The organism is Neorhizobium sp. 05N33 (genome assembly GCF_056397445.1).
Window position 1 is genome coordinate 67,989 of sequence record NZ_JBFTNK010000010.1, and the last position, 22,494, is coordinate 90,482.

The window sequence follows — 22,494 nt, forward strand, 5'->3', positions numbered from 1 at the left end:
TTTCCGTTCACAATTTTGGATTTTCCCCCATGGCCGATAGCGTTACCGATCGTTTCCTCCGTTACGTCGTCATCGACACCCAGTCGGATGCCAAGTCGCCCTCCCAGCCGTCGACGATGAAGCAGAAGGATCTCGGCCGGCTGCTGGTCGAGGAAATGCTGGCGATCGGCGTTACCGATGCGCATCTCGACGAGCACGGCTATATCTACGGGACGATCCCGGCGACGACGTCGAAGAACAACGTGCCGGTCATCTGTTTCTGCGCCCATATGGACACCGCGCCCGATTTTTCCGGCACCAACGTCAAGCCGCAGATCGTTAGGAATTATCAGGGCGGCGACATCCAACTCACCGGTGACAAAAACCAGGTGATCCGGGTGTCCGAACATCCGGTGCTGAAGGACCAGATCGGCAACGACATCATCACCTCCGACGGCACCACGCTTTTAGGCGCAGACGACAAGGCGGGCATTGCCGAGATCATGTCGGCCGCCGAATTCTTCATCAACAACCCCGACGTCAGGCACGGCGCGATCCGCATCCTCTTCACCACCGATGAGGAGATCGGCCGCGGCGTCGACAAGGTGGACCTCGCAAAGCTCGGCGCCGATTTCGGCTATACGCTGGACGGCGAGACGGCCGGCACGATCGAGGACGAGACGTTTTCGGCCGATGCGGTGGAGATCGCCATTAAGGGCGTCGCCATGCATCCGGGCTTCGCCTTCGGCAAGATGGAAAACGCCATCAAGATCGCCGGCGGTATCGTCGCAAGACTGCCGAAGGACATGACGCCCGAGACCACCAAGGGCCGCGGCGGCTTCATCCACCCGACCGGCATGTCCGGCGTGATGGAAAAGGCGAACCTCTCCTTCATCATCCGCGATTTTACCGAAGAGGGCCTGAAGACCAAGGAGACGCTGCTCGACGAGATCACCAGGCAGGTGATCGCCGACTATCCGGGCTCGACCTACACCTTCACCGTCAAGGAACAGTACCGCAACATGAAGGTGGTGCTCGACCAGCATCCGGGCATCGTCGATTACGCGGTCGAGGCGATCAGCCGGGCCGGCATGATCCCGGTGCGCGGCAGTATCCGCGGCGGCACGGACGGTTCGCGCCTCTCCTTCATGGGCCTGCCCTGCGCCAACCTCTTCGCCGGCGGCCACGCTTTCCACTCCCCGCTGGAATTCGTCAGCAGCCAGGACATGGAACTGGCCGTGAAGACGGTGGTGGAGCTTGCGAAACTCTGGGAGGAGCGGGCCTGAGGGATCGCTAAAACCCGGCACGGCACTATTGTCCTCGACGGATGGAAGACCATTTTCCGCCAGACTGGTGTAATCAAGTCGGCGTGGAATTCCCATGGATCGCCCCTCGAAAACATCGCAAGCGCGACCCCGGCGGCCCCATGCCGCGCTCGCGACACTTTGCCTTGCCGTGATCACGGCGCAATTGGATACATCCGTCGTCAATCTCGCCCTGGATCCGATCGGCAAAGATCTGGATGCCACGGTGTCTCAACTGCAATGGGTGGTCGACGCCTATAATCTCGTCTACGCGGTGCTGCTGCTGACCGGCGGGCTGCTGGCCGATCTCGCCGGCCGCCGCAGGATCCTGATCTCCGGCGCCGTGGTATTCGGCATCGCCAGCATCGGATGCGCGGTCGCTCCCACGGCCCCGCTATTGATCGCCGCACGTGCATTGACGGGCGTTGGCGCGGCCCTCTTGCTTCCCGCCTCACTTTCGATCATTCGGGTGATCTATCCAGACCAGCAGGCCAGGCAGCGGGCGCTCGGCATCTGGGCCGGGTGCAACGGACTGGCGCTCGCCATCGGGCCAACGCTCGGCGGGCTGCTGATCCATGCCTTCGGTTGGCGTTCCGTCTTTTACGTCGTCGTACCGTTTTCGCTTGTCGGCGCCGTCAGTGCGCGCGCGACGATTGAGGAAAGCGCCGATCCGGCAGGTCGATCTTTCGACATCAGCGGCCAGGTGCTGGCGATCCTGTCGTTGGCGACGGTGACACTCGCCGCGATCGAATCACCACATTCCACCATGTCTCTCACGGCCGCCTTCGGGGTTACGGGTTTCGTGTTGTTTGGCCTGTTTCTCGCGGTCGAGCATAGGCAAGGGCAGGCGGCGCTCGTGCCGCTGACGATGTTCCGTTCGAGATCCTTTACCGGCGCCATGGCTGGCACGGCGGCCATGACTTTCGGCATGTACGGGACGCTGTTTCTGTTTCCACTCGCGACGCAATCGCTCGGTCGGCTCGATGCTACTTCGACCGGACTGGCGCTGCTGCCCATGGCGCTGAGCTTCGTGCTGGTTTCGCCCTTTTCGGACGCCGTGGTGCAGCGTTTCGGACAGCGTGTCACGATTGCCCTCGGATTGGGAACGATCGGAGTCGGCAACGGCATCCTGAGCGTTGCCTTCATGCTCGACCTCTTCATGATGAGTGAAATCGGGTTGCTGCTGACCGGGATCGGCATGGGACTTGCGACCGGGCCGCTGACCGCGGTCGCCGTGTCGGCGGTCGGGAGCAATCGCGGCGGAACGGCGGGTGCCCTCATCAACGTTGCGCGCATGGTGGGTGCGACGATCGGCGTTGCGGCCCTCGGGGCGATCTTTGCGGCGGTGGCCGGCGCGGAAAACGGCTTTTTCGCCGCGATGATCGTTGGCGCCGTTGTGCAGGTGATGGGCGCGACCGTGGCACTATTGGCGATCGGCCGATGAACGACGTGCCGGGATCGCCAGTCTTGAACGCGCCGCATTTTCCGCCTAGAGAGCCGCCATCTGCAGCACCAACAGGACGGTGACCCATGGACCTCAGCCGAAACGCAACGCCGCTTTGCCTTGCCATTCGGGGAACCGTCCATGCCTTCCATTACGCTTGCCAATCTTTCGTGGTCCACGCCTGACGGCCGGCCGCTTTTTTCCAATCTGAACCTCAGCTTCGGGCCCGAACGCGCTGGCCTTGTCGGGCGCAACGGCGTCGGCAAGACGACGCTCTTGAAGCTGATCACTGGCGAACTATCGCCCGCATCCGGCACGGTCTCCGTCTCCGGCAGCCTCGGCGTGTTGCGCCAGAGCGTGCAGGTCGCGCCGGATGAGACCATCGCCGACCTTTTTGGCACACGCGCTGCCTTGGCCATTCTTGCCCGCGCAGAAACGGGCGAGGCGTCCGCCGAGGAACTGGCCAATGCCGACTGGATGCTGGAGGCGCGCATGGCCGAGGCGCTGGCGCGGGCGGGCCTTGAGGCAGACGCGAACACGCCACTCGAAACGCTGTCGGGCGGCCAGCGCACCCGCGCGGGGCTGGCCGCGCTGATCTTCACCGGGCCGGATTTCCTGATCCTCGACGAACCCACCAACAATCTCGACCGGGACGGCCGCCAGGCGGTGATCGATCTGCTCGCCGGCTGGCGCGGTGGGGCGATCATCGTCAGCCACGACCGCGAACTGCTCGAAACCGTCGACGCGATCGTCGAACTGACCTCGCTCGGTGCCACCCGTTATGGCGGTAACTGGAGCCGATACCTTGAGCGCAAGGCGCTGGAATTGGCCGCTGTCGAGCACGATCTCGCTGACGCCGAAAAACGGATGGCGGAGGTCAACCGCGTGGCGCAGGAAACCACCGAACGCAAGGCGCGCAAGGACAGCACCGGCAAGAAGAAGGCCGCGCGGGGCGACATGCCGCGCATCGTCGCCGGCGGCATGAAGCGGCGGGCGGAAAACACCAGCGGCGACAATGCCCGGCTTTCCGAGCGGCTGCGGACCCAGGCGGCCAACGATATCTCCGCCGCGCGTGAAAAGATCGAGATCCTGCAGCCGCTCTCCGTGACGCTGCCGCCGACCGGCCTGCCGGCGAGCCGGGTCGTGCTCAGGATCGACAACGTCACCGCCGGTTACGAGGTGGAAAAGCCGGTCCTGCGCGATCTTTCCTTCGAGATCACCGGGCCGGAACGGATCGCCGTCACCGGTCCGAACGGCTCGGGAAAAACGACGCTGCTGTCGCTGGTTTCCGGCAGCCTGTCGCCCTTCTCGGGCACGGTGCGGGTGCCGGTCAGATCCGCGATGCTCGACCAGCGGGTGAGCCTGCTTGATCCGGCGGTGTCGATCCGCGACAATTTTCGGCGTCTCAATCCGCAGGCGGACGAAAATGCCGGTCGGGCGGCGCTTGCCCGCTTCATGTTCCGCGCCGATGCGGCGCTGCAGATGGTCGGCACGCTGTCGGGCGGACAGATGCTGCGGGCGGGGCTTGCCTGCGTGCTCGGCGGACCGGAACCGCCGTCGCTGCTCATCCTCGACGAGCCCACCAACCATCTGGATATCGATTCCATCGCCGCGGTCGAGGCAGGACTGCGCGCCTATGACGGCGCGCTACTGGTGGTCAGCCACGACGAGGTATTTCTCGAGGCAGTCGGCATCACCCGCCGGCTGGAGCTGGGTTAGAACCGGTCAGGCGGCCGGGGAACCGGTCAGCGCCTCGGTCGTCACTAGATTGACGCCGGCCTCGGCGAACTGGGCATTGTAGCGGCGGATGATGGCGGCGGCGCTCTCCTGCGGCTGATCGAGCGTGCTGTGGGCGTCGGAAACCACCGTCACCTTCAGCCCGGCCGCAATCGCCCCCTGCACCGTGCCGGCGACGCAGAAATCCGTCTGGGCGCCGAGGATCACCACTTCGGGCGCACCCTGGTTCTCGATCCATTGGCCGAGTTCCGGGTTGCTGAACGAGTCGCGGACGGTCTTCGAGAAGGTCGGCTCGTCGTCCCGCTGGCCAAGTGCCGGCCAGACGGGCCAGCCCGGCTCTCCCGGCGCCAGCGGATCGCCCTCCGGCCCGTCATGGCGCACGAAGGCAATCGCCCGGCCTTCACGCCGCGCCCAGTCGATCACCTTGCGGGCGCGGTCGGTGAGGAGATCCGCATCATGGAGAGGCGGCTCGACAAGACCGTCGAACATGTTGGTCTGCAGGTCGATGACGATGACTGGCGCTTTTTCCGCTGATGTGCTGGACATGGGCTTGCCTCCATTTCAGGAGAGGGAAATTGCCGGATTTTTGTGGCATTGCAACCGAATTTTGCGGTTATGCGCACGATCGATCGCAGGCATATTGAGATCTTCCGACGGCGCCTGTCGCCCGGAAAAAGGCGATCCTGAACCTCCGGTACTCGCCCGAATGGTTTCCCGAAAGAGAGGGCGCCGGCCCGATCGCCGCCGCCCTCTCTCATTTGCGATCCGGCGATCAGCGGCAGACGCGGGTGGTCCTGACGACGATCCGGCCGTGGTAGCGGGTCTTCACCTTCTTGACCATGCAGTCACGGTGGCGGGGACGATACGGACGGTAGACTTCGCGCACGGTATGACGCGGAGCGACCCGCTCATGGGTGGTGACGGTGACACTCGCGGCGTCGGACGGGCCGGCGACCGAGAGAATGGAAGAAATGGCCAGGGCCGATGCGAGAAGCAGTTTTTTCATTGGGTGTTTCCTCAATCTTTTGCGCGACATGAACGCGGATTGAGGAAGGGGGTTCCACGAAAGGGATTGGGACTGAAGTCCTATGTCCGCCCTTCAGCCAACCGTTCCAGGGCACAACTTCAGCGACGCCGCTCAAAGCGGAAAGCAATCCTACCTCAGCAGCCCCTGGCCGCCGTCCACGTAGATCGGGGTGCCGGTCACGTGCCGGGAGCGGTCGGAGGCGAGGAAGGCGATGACTTCGGCGACGTCCGCGCTTTTTCCCGGTCGGCCGTCGCTGATCGGGACCTGGCCCTCCGGCCATTCCACCGGGATTGCGGTTTCCTGCTCGTGGCGAAGCCTGGTATTGTCGTGGATATTGGTCTCGATCTCGCCGGGGCAGACGGCGTTGACGCGGATGTGGTGCTTGCCGAGTTCCAGCGCCAGCTGCTGCACCATCGCCACCTGCGCGGCCTTAGTGGCCGTATAGGCGGTGGCGCCGGGCGTCGTGAAGGTGCGGTTGCCGTTGATCGAGGAGACGACGACGATCGAGCCTGCACCCTGCGCCTTCAGATGCGGCACGGTAAGATGAAGCGTCAGATAGGTGCCGCGCAGGTTGACGGCGATCGTCCTGTCGAACTCTTCCGGCTTCAGGTCGTCGATCGGCGCCCACACGCCGTTGATGCCGGCATTGGCGACGACGATGTCGAGCCGGCCGAATTTTTCCGCAAGCCGGTCGATCGCTTCGCGCATCCGGTTTTCGTCGGAAACGTCGGCTTCGAGCACCAGCGCCTCTCCGCCGGCCTTCTCTATTTCCCGGGCAGCCTTTTCGATCTCCGTTCTCGTATGACCGAGCAGGCCGATCTTTGCGCCCTCCGCCGCGAGTTTCATCGCCGCCGCCTTGCCGATGCCCGAGCCTGACCCGGTTACCAGAGCCACCTGATTCTTGAGTTCCATGAGTCCATCCTGTCGCTGGATCGCGGCTTCTGCCGTGCGAAAACGAACGGCAAGGGATGGCGCAAGGTTCCGCCCGTCAGGTTGGATATCTCAGGATGGATATCGCTCGTTGAGGATACGCAGGCCTTCGGCGAATTTCGAGCCGTCGCCGCCCATCTGGCGCATCTGGGCAAGATTATCGGTGAGATCGGCGCGCTTGACCGGTCGGGCGAGCGGATTTTCGATCGAGCGGCGGACGAAAGCGAAATATTCCTCGCCGTCGCGTTTGCTCATCGCGTCGACGGCATCGACGACCGCTTTGGAAAAGCCTTCTTCGCGCAGCCGCTCGAACGTCCAGCCGGGGCCTTTCTCGACCACGTCATGCAGCCAGGCGACCTGTTTTTCGTCCTCGCCGGCGACGTTTTCGGCGACGCGCCGGACATGGTCGATGAACGGACCGCCGGTTTTCGACGACTGTCCTTGATGCGCCTCGGTCGCGATGACAATTGCCTTGTCGATCAGTTCCGACATCTGTCTGTCTCCCGTCCGCTCGGAGGCACTTTATAGGGTCCTCGCCTGGCGACAATGCGTCAATTGCGATCTTCTTCGAATTGAGGGACGGCAAGCGGGCTCAGCCAGTTCTCCCGCCGCTTCACCCAGATCTCATAGACCGGTTCGAGGTCGGTCGGCGCCATGTCGAGCGATCCGACCCGGATCTCGATCTCGTCGCCGTCGCTCTCATTGAAGACGCGCGAGCCGCATTCGGGGCAGAAACCGCGCCCATGGAAATATTTGACCTCGCCTGTGCTTTCAAAGCCGTGCCGCGGCCAGATGCCGAACGTGACGAAGCTCGATCCGCTTTCCTTGCGGCAATCGGCGCAATGGCAAAGCCCGATCCTGACCGGCGCATCCTTCACCGAATACCGCACGCTTCCGCAAAGGCAGCTTCCAGACCGGATGATCATCCTTTCTCCTCCTTCTTCCCCGCCCGGAAAATTCAGTTAGGGCAGGGGAGGATGAAGGAAAGAGATCAGGCGGGTTCAGGTGCCGGGTCGATGGCGCTGACCACGCGCGAGACGATTTCGTTCATGGTCGCCTCGTCCAGCGTCTCGATATATTGCGCGGTTTTCTGCTGGATGCGGGCGGGAATGTCGAAGCTGCGGACCTGGTTGCAAACGGCGACACCGGTCGTGTCGTGCCCGGAAATCGCCACCGCAAGACCGATATCGCGGATAAAAGCCCCACCGTTGGTGATGGGCACCGTCATGCTGACTCCCAGCCTGTTGATCTCGATCGGCGTGATGACGACGAAACGATGCCGGTTCTTCATTTCCCGGCCGGCGACCGGGTTTGGGTCGATCCAGTAGACATCGCCGCGCCTCGGCACGTTGCTGCGGATCATCAGATCTCGTGTCCTATCGGATCGCCTTCCTGCGCATCGGCGACAGCGGCATTGAGCATCGCCATGGCATCGCTTCCCTTCAGCAATTCGTTAAGGGTATAGCGCTTGCGGCCGCTCTCGACGGGACGGGCGATCAATTCACCGTTGGCGACGTCGAGCGTCAGCTGATCGCCGACTTCGGTATGCATCAGCTTCAACAGGGCCGGGGGGATGGTAATCACCGCGGCACCGCCTTGGCGTCTGATTTTGGTGGTGACCGGCATGGTTCGCTCCTGAAAGTGCTATATATGTAGCATGTTCCCGGGCGGCAGCAAGGTTGAAGTGGATTTACGCGGTGCTGGGCCCGTCGACGGTGGCTCGCGATGCCGGATGGAACGGAATGGCTCAACCGGCGTTCGATGCGAGCGTTCAGATGGATCGTCGCCATGCGCTTGCTTCTTGCCGCTGCTGCGTTTATCGCCTCCGCTTCTTCGCCGGGCTTCGTTTTGGCCGCCGAAAGCGATTTCCTGAAAACACTTTCCGGCAACTGGAGCGGCGAGGGCACGGTTCTGACCCGCATCGGGGCAACGCCCATCAACGTCACCTGCAGCTTCACCTCGACGGCCGGGGCGACCACCCTGTCGATGCAGGGAATCTGCCGTGGCCTGCTGGTCATCCGGCGCAGCATATCGGCCGACCTGCAGGCTTCGGAAAACGGTTATAGCGGCACCTATGTCGGGCCCTCCGGGCAGCCTTCGATGCTTTCCGGCAACCGCCGCGGCAATGCGATCAATCTTGGCGTCCGCTGGGCGAGGGTGATCAACGGGGATCGCGTCGCCAACATGACGATCGAGAAGATCGGCAACGACCGCCTCCGGCTTCAAACGGTCGACAAGGATCTTTCGAGCGGCAAATCGGTGGTGACCAGCCGCATCGATCTCAGCCGGTGATCATCTAAGGGCTCTGTCCGCCCTTACTCCACCTGACCCAGCTTGCCGGGGTTCATGATGCCTTTCGGGTCGATCGCCGCCTTGATGGCGTTCATCATGTCGACGGCGTCGCCATGTTCGCGGCGGAGATATTTCAGCTTCGAGATGCCGATGCCGTGTTCGCCGCTGAAGGTGCCGCCCATGTCCATGGCGCGCTGGTAGAGCCGTTCGGCGAGGCGCTCGGCTTCGGCGAGCTCTTCGGGGATTTCCGGCTTGATCAGGTAGCCGACATGGAAATTGCCGTCTCCCACATGGCCGATGATCTTGCCCATCAGGAAGGAGCCATCGATGTCCTCGCGGGCGGCGAGGACGGCTTCGGCAAGCCGCGAGATCGGTACGCAGACATCCGTCGTAAACGCCTTGCAGCCAGGGCGCAGCGTCTGGTTGGAATAGATCGTCTCGTGGCGGGCCTTCCACAGCCGCTCGCGGTCCTCGGTGCGGGTCGACCATTCGAAGTCCGAGCCGCCGAACTCGTTGGCGATCTCGCGCACGGTGTTCGACTGTTCCTCCACCCAGCGCGGGCTGCCGTGGAATTCGAGAAACAGGGTCGGCGCGAGCTTGAGGGTCAGGCCGGCATGCCGGTTCGCCGCTTCGACCGCTACTTCATCGAGGAATTCGATGCGCGCGACCGGGATGCCGCTCTGGATGGTCGCAACCACGGTTTCGACCGCGCCGCGCATGGTCTCGAAGGCGCAGACGGCAGACGCGATGGTTTCCGGGATCGGGTGCAGCTTGACGGTCACCTCGGTGATGACGCCGAGCGTGCCTTCGGCGCCGACATAAAGCTTGGTCAGGTCGTAGCCGGTGGAAGACTTCTTCGTGCGGCGGCCGGTGGTGATGATCTTGCCCTGCGGCGTGACGACACGCAGCGCCAGCACGTTTTCGCGCATCGTGCCGTAGCGCACGGCCGTGGTGCCGGAGGCCCGGGTCGAGGCCATGCCGCCGAGCGAGGCGTCGGCGCCGGGATCGATGGGGAAGAACAGGCCGGTGTCGCGGATATGGGCGTTGAGCTGCTTGCGGGTGACGCCGGCTTCCACCTGCACGTCGAAATCCTCATGGTTGACCTGAACTATTCTGTTCATGCGGGTGAGATCGAGCGAGATCCCGCCCTTCAGCGGGATCGTGTGACCCTCCATCGACGAGCCAGCCGCAAACGGCGTCACCGATATGCCGGCCTCGAAGCAGGCGGAGACGACGCGCGCCACCTCGTCCTCGTTTTCGGCATAGACCACTGCGTCCGGCAGCCTTGTGGGCTGCCGGGACATGTCATGGCCGTGATGTTCGCGCACCGCTCCTGTGGTCGAAAGCCGGTCGCCGAAGTGGAGCTTCAGGGCGTCGATCGTGGATTGCAGAGAGGTCATTTTTTCTCACCCGTCAGCATGCGGTGGTAGCGGGAACGGGCGATTTCCTGTGTCGTGATGAATTCGAGGAGGACCGGCACGCCCTTTTGTGTCTGTTCGATGCCGCGCTTGATCGCCGGGATGATTTCGGCCGGGTCGGTGACCCGTTCGCCGTAACCGCCGAGCGCGCGGGCAAAGGCGGCATAGTCGCCGGAAATGTCGGTCGAGCGGTATTTTTCCGTCGACACCTTCATGATCGGCAGTTCCATCGCCATCGAGAAATTGTTGAGCAGGATGGAGAGGATCGGCAGGCGCTCGCGCACCGCGGTCTCGAAATCCATGCCAGTAAAGCCGATCGCCGCATCGCCCCAGACGTTGATGCAAAGCTTGTCGGGGTGCATCAGCTTGGCGCCCATGGCGAGGCCCAGACCGTAACCGAGCTGGGTCGTCTTGCCCCAGCCGATATAGGTGAGCGGCTTTACCGACTTCCAGAACGGCGAAAGCTGGTCGCGCGGGCTGCCGGCATCGTGGGTGATGATGGTGTTTTCGATATCGACCGCGTGCTGCAGGTCCCAGAGCACGCGATAGGGCGACAGTGGCTTGCTGTCGGAGGTGAGCTTCGGCATCCATTCGGAAAGCCATTCCTCCTGCACCTTGGCGATCTCGGCGGCGATTTCTGTACTCTCGCGCGGAGAAACCTTGCGGGCTTCGAGCTCGGCAAGCACCGCGTCGAGCGTCAGCGCCGCATCGCCGACCAGCGCCACCTTGGCCTCGATATCCTTGTTGACGTGATCGGGATCGAGCGTCGCGTGGATGACCGTCTTGTCGAGCGGCATCTGCACGCCGAAGGCGGTTTCGGTAAACGAGCAGCCGATACCGAAGATCAGGTCGGAACTGTCGAGGAAATGGCGCAGCGTCTTGGAAATTGCCGCCCCGCCGGCGCCGACCGACAGCGGATGGGTTTCCGGAAACGCGCTCTTGCCTTCGAGACTGGTGGAAACCGGGATCGCCAGCAGTTCGGCGAGCTGTTTCAGCTGCGGCCAGGCCTGCGCGTAATGAATGCCCTGGCCGGCATAGAGGATCGGCCGCTTGGCGGCGAGCAGCAGGTCGACGGCGTCGCGCACGGCAATCGGGTCCGGACCGTAACGGGTGGAAAGAACCGGCCGGTAGTTCAGCGGCTCCGGCACCTCGTCCTGCCACATGTCGTTCGGGATCTCGACCAGAACCGGGCCGCCGCGGCCGTTGCGCAACTTGGAGAAAGCGCGTCGGAAAATGTTCGGGATCTCGGCGGCCGAGGTGATCGGCTCGGCGGACTTGGTGATGTCGCGCATCGAGCGGGTCGCATTGTAGTTCGGGTCGACATGCGCGACGCGGCGCTCGTAGCCCATCGGCAGCACCAGCAGCGGCACCGATTCGGAATAGGCCTGGGCGATGCCGCCATAGGCGTTTTCGGTGCCCGGTCCGAGCTGCATGGCAAAGACGCCGATCGTCTTGCCGGAGCTTAAGCGCGACATGGCGTCGGCCATATGCAGGCCGTGGCGCTCCTGGCGCACGATGATCGGGCGGATATCGCCCATGGCCGCATGTTCGAGAACGTGGTTCACGGGGTAACCGCAGATGACTTCGATCCCCTCGCGCTTCAGAATTTCCACGATGGCGTCGGCAACTTTCATGGGTTTCTCCTCCCCGGAGACATGGTCGATTAGAGGTGCGGTTGGAAGTCCTGTGCGGTCCAGGCGCCGGGATGGCGCACGGATGCGCGACGGGCCTGGTCGGTATTCAAAAGCCCGCTCTGGCCGAGCGTGATGCGGTATTCCTCGATGAAGGCCTGCGCCATATGGGCGGCGCCATGGTCTCCGAGTGCGGCAAGGCCGAGCATGAACGCGCGGCCGGCAAAGGAGGAATGGGCGCCGCAGGCGACTGCGCGCACCATGTCGACGCCGGAGACGACGCCGCTGTCGAACAGGACCGTACCACGGGTGCCGACCGTGCGGGCGATTTCGGGCAGGACGTCGATCGTTGCCGGTGCCGCATCGAACTGGCGGCCGCCATGGTTGGAGACGATCACGCCGTCGAGGCCAAGTTCGAGCGCCTTTTCCGCATCCGCCGGGTGCATGACGCCTTTGACCATCATCGGCCCCGGCCATCTGTCGCGCAACCGGGCGATCTGCTCCCAGGGGAAGCCGCCACCGATATGCTTTTGCACGAAGGCGGAGGTGGTGACGCGGTCCGGCGCGCCGGCAAAGGCTGCCATGTTGGCGAAGGTCGGCATGCCCTTGCGGCGGATCGCGTCCAGCCAGAACGGCGCCATCGCCGCCGCGATCATCGTCTTCGGCGTCAGCTTGAAGGGCATGGTGAGGCCGTTGCGAAGATCGCGCGGGCGCTTGGCGCGCACCGGCACGTCGAGTGTCGCGACCAGAACCTTCGCGCCGGCGATGCGGGCGCGATCAGTCATTTCCAGGCTGTATTGGTGGTTGTTCGGCGCCATCGGGTAGAGCTGGAACCAGGTGACATCGGGCGCCCACTCCACCACCTTCTCGATGGTTGCGCAGGCAAGCGTGCCGACCAGATAGGGAATGTTGTGGGCCTGGGCGGCCCTGGCGAACTGTTCGGTGGCGCCCGGCCACATCATACCGTCGAAGCCTATCGGCGAGATGCCGATCGGGGCCGCGTAACGATGGCCGAAGAGCTCGACCGAGGTGTCGACCTTGGACACGTCGATGCCATAGCGCGGCACGACCTCGACCGCCTGCAGCGCAGTTCGGTTTCGGTTGAGGCCGGTCTCGTCGCCGGCGCCGCCCTGGAGAAATTCGTAGGCAAAACGCGGTATGCGCCATTTCGCCCGTTTTTCCAGGTCGCCGACCATCGGATAACGCCGGCGGAGCTCCGCCAGCGTCTCGATCGTCCTTGCGTCGTTCCCGGCTCCCCCCATGACCGACGCCTCTTAGTACGAAACCATGACTTCGAGCATGGCCTGCTGCCCGCTCCTGGTCGCGGCCAATGCCCGCTGCAGCGCCGCCGGCAGATCGGCGCCGGTCTCGACGCGTTCGGCATGGGCGCCATGGGCGCGGGCGACGGCGGCATAGTCCGGAGCCGGATCGAGCGCGGTGATCGGCATGGTGTTGACGGTCGCCGCACTTCCATCCGGATACATGTAGAGCGTCGAGCGGCGCACCGCATTCCAGATGCCGTTGTTGAAAACGACCGTCAGCAGCGGCAGTTTCAGCGCGGTCGCGGTCTGGTGGCAAGCGACCGGGTTGGCGAACATGTAGGAACCGTCACCGATCGTGGCGATCACCTGGCGGCTGCGGTCGCCGAGCTGGGCGCCGAGCGCGGCGGTGAGGCCGAAGCCGAGGCCGCCGGACAGCGGGGTCGAGAAATAGGATTTTGGATATTTGAAGCTCATCACCGACGGATCGATGCCGAGTTCGTTCACGACAGTCGTCCTGTCGTCCAGGATATCGGAAATGCAGCGGCTGACATAGGCCGGTGTCATCGGCGAACCGTTGCCCATGGCGGCGCGCTTGTCGGCGGCCTCGACCTGGGCGGCCTTGATCTTCGCCCACTTTTCGCGGCGTTCGGAGAAGGTTTCGGATGCCGGCACGCGCTCGGCCATCGCAGTGGCAAGCGCTGCGATCGTCTTGTTGACGCCGCCCGCAAGCGCGATGTCGATCGGAAAACTGCGGATCGGTACGCGGCTATGCTGCGGGTCCGGACCGATGGCGATGACCTTGGCGCCGGCTGAAAGCTCCGTATGGTCTGAAATCCACGGAACCGCGGCATTGATCACGACCACGACATCGGCTTCCTTCAGGACCTGGGTCGAGTCGCGGCCGATCATCATTGGGTGGCCGCTCGGCAGTGCCAGGCGGGTTGCCCACATCTCGATTGTCGGCAGCGCGAACTTTTCGACGAAACCGGCGAGCGGCTCGAAATCCGCAGCGAGCTCCGGGCTCTGGGTAATGATCAGCGGATTTTTGGCCTTGGCGAGCAGGTCGGCAGCCTGAGCGACCAATTCCGGATCGGCCGGGCCGTAGGTGGTCGGGGTGACTGTCGAGCGGTGACTGATCTCGACCTTAGCACCTTCGGCCAGCGCCTCGCGCGGCAGGCTCAGATAAACGGGACCGCGGGGCTCGCTCATGGCGATGCTCATGGCGCGGTCGATGACGATGCCCGCCTGTTCCGGATAACGCAGTTCATAGTCCCACTTGACCACTTCGCGGACCATGCCGCCCTGGTCGAACATTTCCTGGCCCCAATGGATCGGCGAGGAACGCGAGCCGAAACGGCCGTGTTCGGTGATCGGCGTGCGGCCGGAAAACATCATGACAGGCACGTTTTCGGACCGGGCGTTGATCAGGCCCATGACCGAGTTGGCAAGTCCGACATTGACGTGAACGATGACGCCGGCCGGTTTTGACGTCATCAGATAATAGCCGTGCGCCATGCCGACAGCGACGCCCTCATGCGGGATGACCAGCGCTTCCGGCATTTTCAGACCGGTTTCCGGCTGGCGGGCAAACGCCTCGATGATCGACGGGAAGTCGGTGCCGCCATTGGCGAACAGGACATCGATGCCTGCGGCCTTCATGTGGGTCAGCACAGCTTCGGCGGCGAACGTGCCGGTGGGTTTTTCGTGTTTCATTCTCTTGTCCTCTTGGAAGCTCTCTGGACCCGAAGCTCTCAGGTGATGCTGACCGTCTTTGTGACCATGTAGGCATCGACGCCCTCGATCCCGACTTCGGATCCGTGGCCGCTCGCTTTCACCCCGCCGAACGGCGTTTCCGGCATGGAAATGTTGAAGGAATTGATGCCGACCATGCCCGCTTCCAGCGCGTCGGAAAGTTTTGCGATGGTCTTGTGCGAATTGGAGAAGGCATAGGCCGCAAGGCCGTAGGGCAGTTCGTTCGCCTTGGTGACCCCATCGTCGAAATCCGAGAAGCGGTTGAGCACGGCGACCGGGCCGAACGGTTCCTCGCTCATGATCCGCGCATCGCTCGGCACGTCGGCGAGAACGGTCGGGGCATAGAAAAAGCCTTCGTTGTAAACGCGATGGCCGCCGGCGAGCAGCTTGGCGCCCTTGGAGGTGGCGTCCTGCACCAGCGCCTCGATCGCATCGCGGCGGCGGCCGTGGACCAGCGGTCCCATGCCGGTCGCCGGATCGAGGCCGTCGCCGAGTTTGATTTTGGACGCGCGCTCGGCAAAACCGGCGCAGAAGGCGTCGTAGGACTTGTCCTGGACATAGAAGCGGGTCGGCGAAACGCAGACCTGGCCACCGTTGCGATACTTGCGCTGCACCGACATGTCGAGCGCCGCGGTCTGGTCGGCATCATCGAAGACGAGCACCGGCGCATGGCCGCCGAGCTCCATCGTGGTGCGCTTCAGGGTTTCCGAGGCAAGCCGGATGAGGTGCTGACCGACCGGGACCGAGCCGGTAAACGAGATCTTGCGGATGATCGGCGAGGCGAGCAGGTGGCGGGAGATGAAATCCGGCACGCCGTAGACGACGGCGATGACGCCGGCCGGAACGCCCGCATCGAGAAGGCATTGGGCGACAGCCGCGGCAGACGCCGGGGCCTCTTCGCCGGGCTTGTAGATCATCGTGCAGCCGGCGGCGAGCGCCGAGCCCATCTTGCGGGCGGCATTGCCGACCGGGAAGTTCCACGCCGAAAAACCGGCGGTCGGGCCGACCGGTTCCTTGACGACCTGAAAGCGGGTTTCGCCGATGCGGCCGGGAATGACGCGGCCATAAGTGCGGCGGCCTTCCTCGGCGAACCACTCCATTTCTTCGGTGGCGAAATGGGTTTCCAGCCGCGCTTCGGCGATCGGCTTGCCCATTTCGAGAGTGGCAAGGGTGGCGATCTCTTCCTGCCGGTCGTGCATCAACTGGGCTGCGCGCTTCAGGATGCGGCCACGCTCGCGCGGGCTCGTCGCGCGCCATAGCGGGAAGGCTCGGCTTGCGGCTTCGAGCGCCCGGTCGAGATCTTGCGCCGTCGCATGCGGCACAACGCCGATCGCTTTTTCGGTGGCCGGATTGATGAGAGGCTGCGTCTTGCGGTCGCCATTCTCCAGCCAGACCCCATCGATCAGGAGACGCGCGGACTGGTAAGCGTCGGACGAGCGGTCTGGGTTGGTCGCGATGTTCATGGTCGTCTCCTCCGTTTTCATCAGACGAGTGCGTCTGGCATTCGTCAATTTCGGGCTTTTCTCAGACCCGGCTTCCTCGTCCACTTCAAGGGGATAAAGCAGGGAGCCTGATATTGTCAATTCCGACATTCACGTCGGCTCAAATAGCGACCGTACCGCCGTCGATCGGGATTACCGCGCCAGTCATGAAACTCGAGGCCTTCGATGCCAAAAGCAGGGCGAGGCCCATGATCTCGTCCGTCTCGGCAATGCGGCCGAGCGGCACCGTGTCGGCAAAGGCCTTTTCCACCTCCGGTTCGCGGATGCGGCCGCCGGCGATATTGGTGCGGAAGGGGCCGGGGGCGATGCCGTTGACGAGGACGTTATAGGGCGCCAGCTCCCACGAGGCCTGCTTGACGAGGTTGACGACGGCGCCCTTGCTGGATGCATAGGCGTAACCGGTCATCGGATCGCCGCGCATGCCGGCGATCGAGGCGATTGCGACAATACGGCCTTGTCTCTGTTTCTTCATATGCCTGGCGGCGGACTGGATGGCGACGAAAGTGGCGGTGAGGTTCACATCCACCACCCGGTTCCACAGCTCGTCGCTGACATTTTCGATCGCGCCGGCTTCCGTGCGGGAATTCGGCCCACCGCTGATGCCGGCATTGGCGACGAGGATATCGAGATGCCCGTGTTTTTCGGCAATGCCATCGATGGTGTTGCGCAGGCTCGCGCTATCGGAGACGTCGACCTGATGGCTTTCGGCGGAAAAGCCCTGGCCGTTCAGCCATTGGTAAGCGGCGGCAAGCGTCTCGGGGTTGAGATCGAGCAGCGCCACATGCGCGCCATTGGCCGCCAGCGTCTTGGTGATGGCAAGGCCAAGGCCGCTCGCCGCACCGGTGACGACGGCGATTTGGCCTTTGAGATCAAACAGTTTTTCCGCCTGCATTTTTTTTCCTCCCTTAGTCTCCTGGGCGCCGTGACAGCCCCTCACCCCGCCTCCGCGACGCTCGGCGACCCTCTCCCCGCACGCGGGGCGAGGGGGAGCAGCGACGGTGCGGCATATCCCTTCTCCCCGTCAAGAACGGGGAGAAGGTGGCGGTAGCCGGATGAGGGGCGGACGGTGGACGCCCACGCCTGATCAAGCGAAATCACCCACCCAAGTGGCTCCAACCTTGTATGCAATTGCTGAAGATGCAAGTTAGAAATTTGCTATTATCAATCAAAATTTGACAGAGTCATATTGACCCTCCCCGAAAGGTTATACAGATTGCCGCCATTCGCGGGTGCCGAGGAGCGCCTGCCTTAACGGTCGTCAGGTCCCGGGGAGGGTGAAACACCGATGAGCTTTACCGAAAGCTTTGAAACCGTCACCGGAACGAAGATCCGGCTGATGCGGGGAGGCAAGGGCGCTCCGCTGCTCTTCCTGCACGGTGCGAGCGGCGCCTCGCGCTGGCTGCCCTTCATGGAGCAGCTTTCCGAAACCCACGAGGTGATCGTGCCGGAACATCCCGGTTTCGGCGCCTCCGACGATCCGGAATGGCTGGACAATATTTCCGACCTTGCCTTCTTTTATCTGGATGTCCTCGACCATCTCGGCCTGGAGAAGGTCAACCTGGTCGGCCAATCGATCGGCGGTTGGCTGGCGGCGGAGATCGCCGTCCGCAATGCGACGAAACTCGGCTCCCTGACTGTCGTGGCGCCGGCCGGTATCCGGGTGAAGGGCGTGCGCAAGGGCGACGTCTTCATGTGGAACCCGGAGGAGACCGCCCGCAACCTCTTCCACGACCAGGCGTTTGCGGAAGCGATGCTGGCGGCCCCGCCGCCGTCGAAGGAAGGGATGGAAATCCTTCTCAGGAACAAGCTCACTTCGGCCAAGCTCGCCTGGGAGCCGCGTTTCCTCAATCCGCACCTGCACAAGTGGCTGCATCGGATCCCGGTGCCGACACTGATCGTCTGGGGGGACGACGACAAGGCGATGCCGGTCGGTTACGCTCCGGCCTGGCGCGACCTCATTCCCAATTCGCGGCTTGAGATCATCAAGAACTGCGGACACGTGCCGCAGATCGAAAAGGCCGACCGTTTCGTCGAACTGGTCAATGGTTTCATTGGGGAGGTTACGCGATGAAATTCTACTTCATGCACCTGATGCCCTATGCGGATCTCGATCTTTCTTATGACGAGAAGCACAATTCCGCCTGGGTCACCCTGCCGAACACCTATTACGATCCGAAGAAGGGTCACCAACTCTACAATCGTTATCTGGACGAGCTCGAATATGCCGACCAGCTCGGCTTCGACGGCATCTGCGTCAACGAGCACCATTCGAACGCCTATGGCCTGATGCCGATCCCGGGCGTCATGGCCGGGGCGCTCGCCCGCCGCACCAAGAACGTCAAGATCGCCATTCTCGGCCGGGCGCTGCCGCTCTTGAACAACCCGCTGACCGTGGCGGAAGAATTCGCGATGGTCGACAACATTACTGGCGGCCGGCTGATCGCCGGCATGGTGCGCGGCATCGGTGCCGAATACCATTCCTGGGGCGTCAACCCGGCCTTTTCACACGAGCGGTTCCAGGAGGCCCATGATCTGATCCTGCAGGCCTGGACGCAACCCGGCCCGAGCGTCTTCGAAGGCAAGCACTACAATTTCGAATACGTGAACGTCTGGCCGCGGGTCTACCAGGACAATCCGCACCCGCCGATCTGGATCCCGAGCCAGGGTTCCAGCGAGACGATCGAATGGGCGGCCCATCCAGACCGCAAATACACCTATCTCCAGACCTTCGCCTCGGTCTCCACCGTCGCCCGCTACATGAAGATGTATAAGGACGTTGCGGCCGGCTACGGCTACGAGGCGACCGAAGATCAGCTCGGCTGGTCGCTGCCGCTTTATGTCGCCGAGACCGACGAGATCGCCCGCCGCGAAGCCAAGGAGCATATCGAGGCCTTCCTGCAGAAGTTCCTGCGCATGCCGATGGAGATGCTGCTGCCGCCGGGCTACACCTCAGTAAAGTCGATGGTCGGGGCGATGTCGGCCAAGGCCGGCCATGCCATGAAGCAGACGATCGACAGCGTCATCGAAGAGGGCAAATTCATCTGCGGCAGCCCGGCGACGGTGCGCGAGAAGCTGGAAGAGTACCAGGCCCAGATCGGCTTCGGTCATCTTTTGACGCTCCTGCAGTTCGGCACCCTACCGGCCGAGCTAACCCGTAAGAACATGGAGATCTATTCCAGGGAGGTCATGCCGTATCTGCGCAACGCGACATCCAGGACGGCGGCTTGAGGGGGGCGCCGATTTGATGAGTTTGGTAACGCTATGAAGCCTTTGGGCGTAGCCATATCACCCAAGGTTCAGCTTGATGTGCGGTTGTGAATGCCGTCATTTGAGGCGTAGGACCGCGCAATTGTCACCCCCCAGTCGATGCGGTCTCAGCGGCCGGCGCCCCAAAAAAGCCGGCCGCTACCCCCTCGGGGCTATACCCCTTGCGCTAGGTCCTTTGGACGAGTTGAGGACTTCGCAGTCGGGAGTACAATGACTGCATCCTAAGCCGAACGTAGAAGAGGTACCGGCTTAGGAGAGGCCCGCGCAGGGGGAAAAAGGCGCGGGCCTTTTTATTTTTGCAATACGACATCGAAAAGATGATGCTATTTGCCAAATTCCATGCATGTTCGCCGCGGGCTGGGGCGAGACATGATTCCAAAAAACGACGACGCGTGCTCGGATGATTTTCCGAACGGAGACGGTTATCCGGAGCTTACCGATGACGAACTTGAAAAGTTCGTCCCCGTGCTGATCGAGGCACTTACATTTCCACCTCCGCCGATCGGCTGGAAGCCGGGCGACGGAGGCTGAACGACCTCCCTTCAACGTGTCCATAGGCTCGATTTCCCTTTGGCTGTCCATTCGACGATGACCGAATGCATAGCTGTGTTTTTCGCATGAGGTCTGTGTTAGGAGGCCTCACGCAAGACAATGAGACATGCCGATGCTTCCCTGGATCCAGCTCGACCGTGCAACCATTCCCGGTGAGGGCGGCGAATTGCGCCTTAAGCAGCGCGGCGCCGAATTTTCGATCATGCTCGGCTCGACGGAGTTGATGAACAGCCGGCTGAGCGGTTCGGAAGAGGCGCTGGCGACACTCTCCTGCGAGCGGATTGCCGGGCGGAAGAATGCCCGGATGCTGATCGGGGGCCTCGGCATGGGGTTCACGCTGCGGGCAGCCCTGGGCGCTTTGCCGGAGGATACCAGGGTCACCGTTGCGGAACTCGTGCCGGCGGTGGTCGACTGGGCGCGCGGGCCGATGGCGGAATTTCACAAGGGCACGCTCGATGATCCGCGTGTCGATATTCATGTCGGCGATGTCGGGGCGCTGATCCGGTCGCGCAACGGCGCCTACGATGCGATCCTGCTCGATGTCGACAACGGCCCCGACGGGCTAACGCGGGCCTCCAACGACAGCCTTTATAATCACGCCGGGCTCCGGGCCGCCAAGGCTGCACTGCGCGAAAATGGCGTCCTGGCCGTCTGGTCGTCGGCGCCGGATGCCGCCTTTACCCGCCGGCTGCGGGATGCGGGTTTTGCCGCCGAGGAAATCTTTGTGCGCGCCAACGGCAAGCGCGGCGGCCGCCACGTCCTGTGGATGGCGACCAACCGGTAGCAGGTCGGCAACGGCCAGTCGGCGGGAGCTTCGAAGAGAGCGGCACTACCGCACTCATTTTGCCCCGTCTTCATGCTCAAGCGAGCCGGAGGCGGACGGCAAAAGCGAAAAGAGGTGGGCGTTCATCGCCGCCTGCGCCCATTCGGGGTTGCGGGCCTTGAGCGCCGCGAGGATTTCCCGGTGCTGGGCATGGGTGCGGCGGGTGCGCACCTCGACCGGCTCCGAGTAACGGTTGAAGATCGAGGCCGGCAGTTCCAGCGAAGAGGCCAGGATCTTTTCGAGCCGCGGGCTTTCGGCGGCGGCGGCGATCACCGCATGGAATTCGGCGTTGAGCCTGTCGAAACCTTCGAGATGTTCGTTCCAGCCGAGTTCCTCGAACTGGGTCTCCATCAGCCGTTCCAACTCCTGCAGCCGCTGCAGGTCGGCTTCCGAAATGCGTGTGGCGGCGCGGCTGGTCGCATGGCCTTCGAGAATGGCGCGTAACCGAAAGATCTCGATCGCGTCGTCGAGCGAGAAATCCGCGACGATCCCCCGCCGGTAACGTTCCAGCACCACCAGGCCCTCAGCGCTCAGCCGGTTCAACGCCTCGCGGATCGGCGTGCGGGACACCCCGATCGCGGCGGCAAGCTGGTTTTCGAGCAGCTTGTCGCCGGAGCGCATCTCGCCGGTGAGGATCAGATGCCGGATACGGTGATAGGCAGTTTCGACAGCGCTCTGCGTTGCCCCGTCCTTGGCATCGTCTCTGGTTATCTCCTTGGTCAAGCGGCCACCTTTTCCTTGTCGTGATGATGATGCGGGAAAATATGACAATCGTCTATCGTCAAAAAGTGTATACCAGACTAGCGTGGCAAGCTCTTATACGATGGTTATGCCTTGACTCTCGCATAAAAGGTATACAAGTATTTCTTCAGGAGGCCTGACAAGGCAATCGGCTACGGCCGAGGGAGGAGACCACCATGACTCAAGCCCGCAAACCTTTTATCGTCGGTATCGGCGGAACCCAGCGCCCCGGCTCGAGCTCCGAGCTCGCCCTGCGCCATTGCCTCGCCGCGGCCGAAAAGGCCGGCGCGGAAACCGACCTCATCTGCGGCACGGCGCTCGAACTGCCGCTCTTCGATCCGGGCGTGACGGACCGCACGCCGGCCGCCCTTAATCTTCTTCAGTCCCTTCGTCGCGCCGACGGCATCGTCATCGCAACGCCGAGCTATCACGGCGGCATGTCCGGCATGATCAAGAACGTCATCGACTATACGGAAGACATGCGCGAGGACGCCCGCTCCTATTTCGAGGGCCGCGCCGTTGGCTGCATTATCTGCGCTGCCGGCGACCAGGCGCTTGGCTCGACGCTGATCGGGCTGCGCTCGATCGTGCATGCGCTGCGCGGTTGGCCGACCCCTTACGCGGCGACTATCAAGTCCAACGAAAAACCTTTCGTCGACGGTAAACCGGCCCGCCGCGAGGTCGCCCAGCCGCTCGAAATCGTCGCCTCGCAGGTTGTCAGCTTTGCCGAAATGATGATGGCAAGCCGCGTCGGAGATGCCGCGCCGCGCCTCGTCGCCAGCAACTGATCCAATTTTCAATCCCCATCGTCGGATCCGTTGCCCTCATCCGGC

General features: G+C 63.1%; 24 protein-coding genes. 10 read left to right on the forward strand and 14 right to left on the reverse strand.

All coding sequences use genetic code 11. From position 1 onward, the window contains the following. Positions 1-29 precede the first annotated feature (29 nt). The 3 genes from pepT (at position 30) to AC1DLT_RS22405 (ending at position 4,446) form a co-directional block, all read left to right on the forward strand. Entirely contained in the window at positions 30-1,265 is a 1,236-nt protein-coding gene (pepT, locus tag AC1DLT_RS22395) for a peptidase T (protein WP_477488215.1), read from the forward strand. Positions 1,266-1,359: 94 nt separating this feature from the next. After that, complete coding sequence (locus tag AC1DLT_RS22400) at positions 1,360-2,727, forward strand: MFS transporter (RefSeq protein WP_040124045.1); 1,368 nt, start codon at positions 1,360-1,362, stop codon at positions 2,725-2,727. Positions 2,728-2,868: 141 nt separating this feature from the next. Beyond that, complete coding sequence (locus tag AC1DLT_RS22405) at positions 2,869-4,446, forward strand: ABC-F family ATP-binding cassette domain-containing protein (protein ID WP_477481729.1); 1,578 nt, start codon at positions 2,869-2,871, stop codon at positions 4,444-4,446. A 6-nt stretch (positions 4,447-4,452) separates the two neighbouring features. Here the strand turns inward: AC1DLT_RS22405 and AC1DLT_RS22410 are convergent, their stop codons facing one another. From AC1DLT_RS22410 to mazE, 7 genes are all read right to left on the reverse strand, one after another. Next, a complete protein-coding gene (locus AC1DLT_RS22410) occupies positions 4,453-5,010 on the reverse strand; it encodes an isochorismatase family protein (protein WP_477481730.1) in 558 nt (185 codons plus the stop codon). 226 nt (positions 5,011-5,236) lie between these two features. Continuing rightward, a complete protein-coding gene (locus AC1DLT_RS22415; RefSeq protein WP_040124049.1) occupies positions 5,237-5,470 on the reverse strand; it encodes a hypothetical protein in 234 nt (77 codons plus the stop codon). Positions 5,471-5,620: 150 nt separating this feature from the next. Further along, a complete protein-coding gene (locus AC1DLT_RS22420; protein WP_040124050.1) occupies positions 5,621-6,403 on the reverse strand; it encodes an SDR family oxidoreductase in 783 nt (260 codons plus the stop codon). A 90-nt stretch (positions 6,404-6,493) separates the two neighbouring features. Beyond that, on the reverse strand, positions 6,494-6,913 hold the full coding sequence (locus tag AC1DLT_RS22425) for an HD domain-containing protein (protein ID WP_247035993.1): 420 nt from the start codon (positions 6,911-6,913) through the stop codon (positions 6,494-6,496). A 59-nt stretch (positions 6,914-6,972) separates the two neighbouring features. After that, positions 6,973-7,347, reverse strand: coding sequence for a GFA family protein (locus tag AC1DLT_RS22430; RefSeq protein ID WP_477481731.1), 375 nt, complete (start codon positions 7,345-7,347; stop codon positions 6,973-6,975). Between the two features lie 65 nt (positions 7,348-7,412). After that, on the reverse strand, positions 7,413-7,784 hold the full coding sequence (mazF, locus tag AC1DLT_RS22435) for a type II toxin-antitoxin system toxin MazF (protein ID WP_477481732.1): 372 nt from the start codon (positions 7,782-7,784) through the stop codon (positions 7,413-7,415). After that, a complete protein-coding gene (gene mazE, locus AC1DLT_RS22440; protein WP_477481733.1) occupies positions 7,784-8,047 on the reverse strand; it encodes a type II toxin-antitoxin system antitoxin MazE in 264 nt (87 codons plus the stop codon). The genes mazF and mazE overlap by 1 nt, the downstream gene beginning before the upstream one ends. 162 nt (positions 8,048-8,209) lie before the next feature. Here mazE and AC1DLT_RS22445 point away from each other — a divergent pair, with 162 nt between their 5' ends. Further along, entirely contained in the window at positions 8,210-8,713 is a 504-nt protein-coding gene (locus AC1DLT_RS22445; protein ID WP_477481734.1) for a hypothetical protein, read from the forward strand. A 23-nt stretch (positions 8,714-8,736) separates the two neighbouring features. On the opposite strand, the gene AC1DLT_RS22450 is transcribed toward AC1DLT_RS22445, so the two are convergent. The 6 genes from AC1DLT_RS22450 to AC1DLT_RS22475 all read right to left on the reverse strand — a co-directional run bounded on the left by AC1DLT_RS22450 (position 8,737) and on the right by AC1DLT_RS22475 (position 17,170). Next, positions 8,737-10,113 (reverse strand): FAD-binding oxidoreductase, encoded by a 1,377-nt coding sequence (locus AC1DLT_RS22450; protein WP_477488216.1) that lies wholly within the window; start codon positions 10,111-10,113, stop codon positions 8,737-8,739. Then, positions 10,110-11,906, reverse strand: a complete 1,797-nt coding sequence (locus AC1DLT_RS22455; protein ID WP_477488286.1) for a thiamine pyrophosphate-requiring protein — start codon at positions 11,904-11,906, stop codon at positions 10,110-10,112. Before AC1DLT_RS22455 ends, AC1DLT_RS22450 begins: the two co-directional genes overlap by 4 nt. After that, entirely contained in the window at positions 11,795-13,024 is a 1,230-nt protein-coding gene (locus tag AC1DLT_RS22460; protein WP_477488217.1) for an alpha-hydroxy acid oxidase, read from the reverse strand. The genes AC1DLT_RS22455 and AC1DLT_RS22460 overlap by 112 nt, the downstream gene beginning before the upstream one ends. 12 nt (positions 13,025-13,036) lie before the next feature. Continuing rightward, positions 13,037-14,737: a thiamine pyrophosphate-requiring protein gene (locus AC1DLT_RS22465; protein ID WP_477488218.1), complete on the reverse strand. Its 1,701-nt coding sequence runs from the start codon at positions 14,735-14,737 to the stop codon at positions 13,037-13,039. A 38-nt stretch (positions 14,738-14,775) separates the two neighbouring features. Continuing rightward, positions 14,776-16,239 carry an NAD-dependent succinate-semialdehyde dehydrogenase gene (locus AC1DLT_RS22470; protein ID WP_477488219.1) on the reverse strand — a complete coding sequence of 488 codons (1,464 nt, stop codon included), beginning with the start codon at positions 16,237-16,239 and terminating at the stop codon, positions 14,776-14,778. Between the two features lie 139 nt (positions 16,240-16,378). Next, a complete protein-coding gene (locus tag AC1DLT_RS22475; RefSeq protein WP_477481739.1) occupies positions 16,379-17,170 on the reverse strand; it encodes an SDR family NAD(P)-dependent oxidoreductase in 792 nt (263 codons plus the stop codon). 393 nt (positions 17,171-17,563) lie between these two features. Between AC1DLT_RS22475 and AC1DLT_RS22480 the strand changes: the two genes are divergently transcribed. The 4 genes from AC1DLT_RS22480 to AC1DLT_RS22495 all read left to right on the forward strand — a co-directional run bounded on the left by AC1DLT_RS22480 (position 17,564) and on the right by AC1DLT_RS22495 (position 20,881). After that, positions 17,564-18,349: an alpha/beta fold hydrolase gene (locus AC1DLT_RS22480; RefSeq protein ID WP_477488220.1), complete on the forward strand. Its 786-nt coding sequence runs from the start codon at positions 17,564-17,566 to the stop codon at positions 18,347-18,349. After that, a complete protein-coding gene (locus AC1DLT_RS22485; protein WP_040124067.1) occupies positions 18,346-19,506 on the forward strand; it encodes an LLM class flavin-dependent oxidoreductase in 1,161 nt (386 codons plus the stop codon). Before AC1DLT_RS22480 ends, AC1DLT_RS22485 begins: the two co-directional genes overlap by 4 nt. Before the next feature lie 408 nt (positions 19,507-19,914). Next, positions 19,915-20,076 carry a hypothetical protein gene (locus AC1DLT_RS22490; protein ID WP_157885280.1) on the forward strand — a complete coding sequence of 54 codons (162 nt, stop codon included), beginning with the start codon at positions 19,915-19,917 and terminating at the stop codon, positions 20,074-20,076. 133 nt (positions 20,077-20,209) lie between these two features. Then, positions 20,210-20,881 (forward strand): spermidine synthase, encoded by a 672-nt coding sequence (locus AC1DLT_RS22495; protein WP_477488221.1) that lies wholly within the window; start codon positions 20,210-20,212, stop codon positions 20,879-20,881. A gap of 54 nt (positions 20,882-20,935) precedes the next feature. Here the strand turns inward: AC1DLT_RS22495 and AC1DLT_RS22500 are convergent, their stop codons facing one another. Continuing rightward, the gene (locus tag AC1DLT_RS22500; RefSeq protein WP_477488222.1) at positions 20,936-21,643 is read right to left on the reverse strand and encodes a GntR family transcriptional regulator; all 708 of its coding nucleotides are present in this window, start codon (positions 21,641-21,643) and stop codon (positions 20,936-20,938) included. Here AC1DLT_RS22500 and AC1DLT_RS22505 point away from each other — a divergent pair. Next, a complete protein-coding gene (locus tag AC1DLT_RS22505; protein ID WP_477488223.1) occupies positions 21,601-21,801 on the forward strand; it encodes a hypothetical protein in 201 nt (66 codons plus the stop codon). The two genes, AC1DLT_RS22500 and AC1DLT_RS22505, sit on opposite strands and share 43 nt — an antisense overlap. Before the next feature lie 36 nt (positions 21,802-21,837). After that, the gene (locus tag AC1DLT_RS22510; RefSeq protein WP_477481744.1) at positions 21,838-22,449 is read left to right on the forward strand and encodes an NADPH-dependent FMN reductase; all 612 of its coding nucleotides are present in this window, start codon (positions 21,838-21,840) and stop codon (positions 22,447-22,449) included. Positions 22,450-22,494 lie beyond the last annotated feature (45 nt).

What these genes read in the sequence shown, in the direction of transcription:
- pepT (WP_477488215.1), top strand. Translation starts at nt 30, where the DNA reads ATGGCCGATAGCGTTACCGATCGTTTCCTCCGTTACGTCGTCATCGAC.
- AC1DLT_RS22400 (WP_040124045.1), top strand. Translation starts at nt 1,360, where the DNA reads ATGGATCGCCCCTCGAAAACATCGCAAGCGCGACCCCGGCGGCCCCAT.
- AC1DLT_RS22405 (WP_477481729.1), top strand. Translation starts at nt 2,869, where the DNA reads ATGCCTTCCATTACGCTTGCCAATCTTTCGTGGTCCACGCCTGACGGC.
- AC1DLT_RS22410 (WP_477481730.1), bottom strand. Translation starts at nt 5,010, where the DNA reads ATGTCCAGCACATCAGCGGAAAAAGCGCCAGTCATCGTCATCGACCTG.
- AC1DLT_RS22415 (WP_040124049.1), bottom strand. Translation starts at nt 5,470, where the DNA reads ATGAAAAAACTGCTTCTCGCATCGGCCCTGGCCATTTCTTCCATTCTC.
- AC1DLT_RS22420 (WP_040124050.1), bottom strand. Translation starts at nt 6,403, where the DNA reads ATGGAACTCAAGAATCAGGTGGCTCTGGTAACCGGGTCAGGCTCGGGC.
- AC1DLT_RS22425 (WP_247035993.1), bottom strand. Translation starts at nt 6,913, where the DNA reads ATGTCGGAACTGATCGACAAGGCAATTGTCATCGCGACCGAGGCGCAT.
- AC1DLT_RS22430 (WP_477481731.1), bottom strand. Translation starts at nt 7,347, where the DNA reads ATGATCATCCGGTCTGGAAGCTGCCTTTGCGGAAGCGTGCGGTATTCG.
- mazF (WP_477481732.1), bottom strand. Translation starts at nt 7,784, where the DNA reads ATGATCCGCAGCAACGTGCCGAGGCGCGGCGATGTCTACTGGATCGAC.
- mazE (WP_477481733.1), bottom strand. Translation starts at nt 8,047, where the DNA reads ATGCCGGTCACCACCAAAATCAGACGCCAAGGCGGTGCCGCGGTGATT.
- AC1DLT_RS22445 (WP_477481734.1), top strand. Translation starts at nt 8,210, where the DNA reads ATGCGCTTGCTTCTTGCCGCTGCTGCGTTTATCGCCTCCGCTTCTTCG.
- AC1DLT_RS22450 (WP_477488216.1), bottom strand. Translation starts at nt 10,113, where the DNA reads ATGACCTCTCTGCAATCCACGATCGACGCCCTGAAGCTCCACTTCGGC.
- AC1DLT_RS22460 (WP_477488217.1), bottom strand. Translation starts at nt 13,024, where the DNA reads ATGGGGGGAGCCGGGAACGACGCAAGGACGATCGAGACGCTGGCGGAG.
- AC1DLT_RS22465 (WP_477488218.1), bottom strand. Translation starts at nt 14,737, where the DNA reads ATGAAACACGAAAAACCCACCGGCACGTTCGCCGCCGAAGCTGTGCTG.
- AC1DLT_RS22470 (WP_477488219.1), bottom strand. Translation starts at nt 16,239, where the DNA reads ATGAACATCGCGACCAACCCAGACCGCTCGTCCGACGCTTACCAGTCC.
- AC1DLT_RS22475 (WP_477481739.1), bottom strand. Translation starts at nt 17,170, where the DNA reads ATGCAGGCGGAAAAACTGTTTGATCTCAAAGGCCAAATCGCCGTCGTC.
- AC1DLT_RS22480 (WP_477488220.1), top strand. Translation starts at nt 17,564, where the DNA reads ATGAGCTTTACCGAAAGCTTTGAAACCGTCACCGGAACGAAGATCCGG.
- AC1DLT_RS22485 (WP_040124067.1), top strand. Translation starts at nt 18,346, where the DNA reads ATGAAATTCTACTTCATGCACCTGATGCCCTATGCGGATCTCGATCTT.
- AC1DLT_RS22490 (WP_157885280.1), top strand. Translation starts at nt 19,915, where the DNA reads ATGATTCCAAAAAACGACGACGCGTGCTCGGATGATTTTCCGAACGGA.
- AC1DLT_RS22495 (WP_477488221.1), top strand. Translation starts at nt 20,210, where the DNA reads ATGCTTCCCTGGATCCAGCTCGACCGTGCAACCATTCCCGGTGAGGGC.
- AC1DLT_RS22510 (WP_477481744.1), top strand. Translation starts at nt 21,838, where the DNA reads ATGACTCAAGCCCGCAAACCTTTTATCGTCGGTATCGGCGGAACCCAG.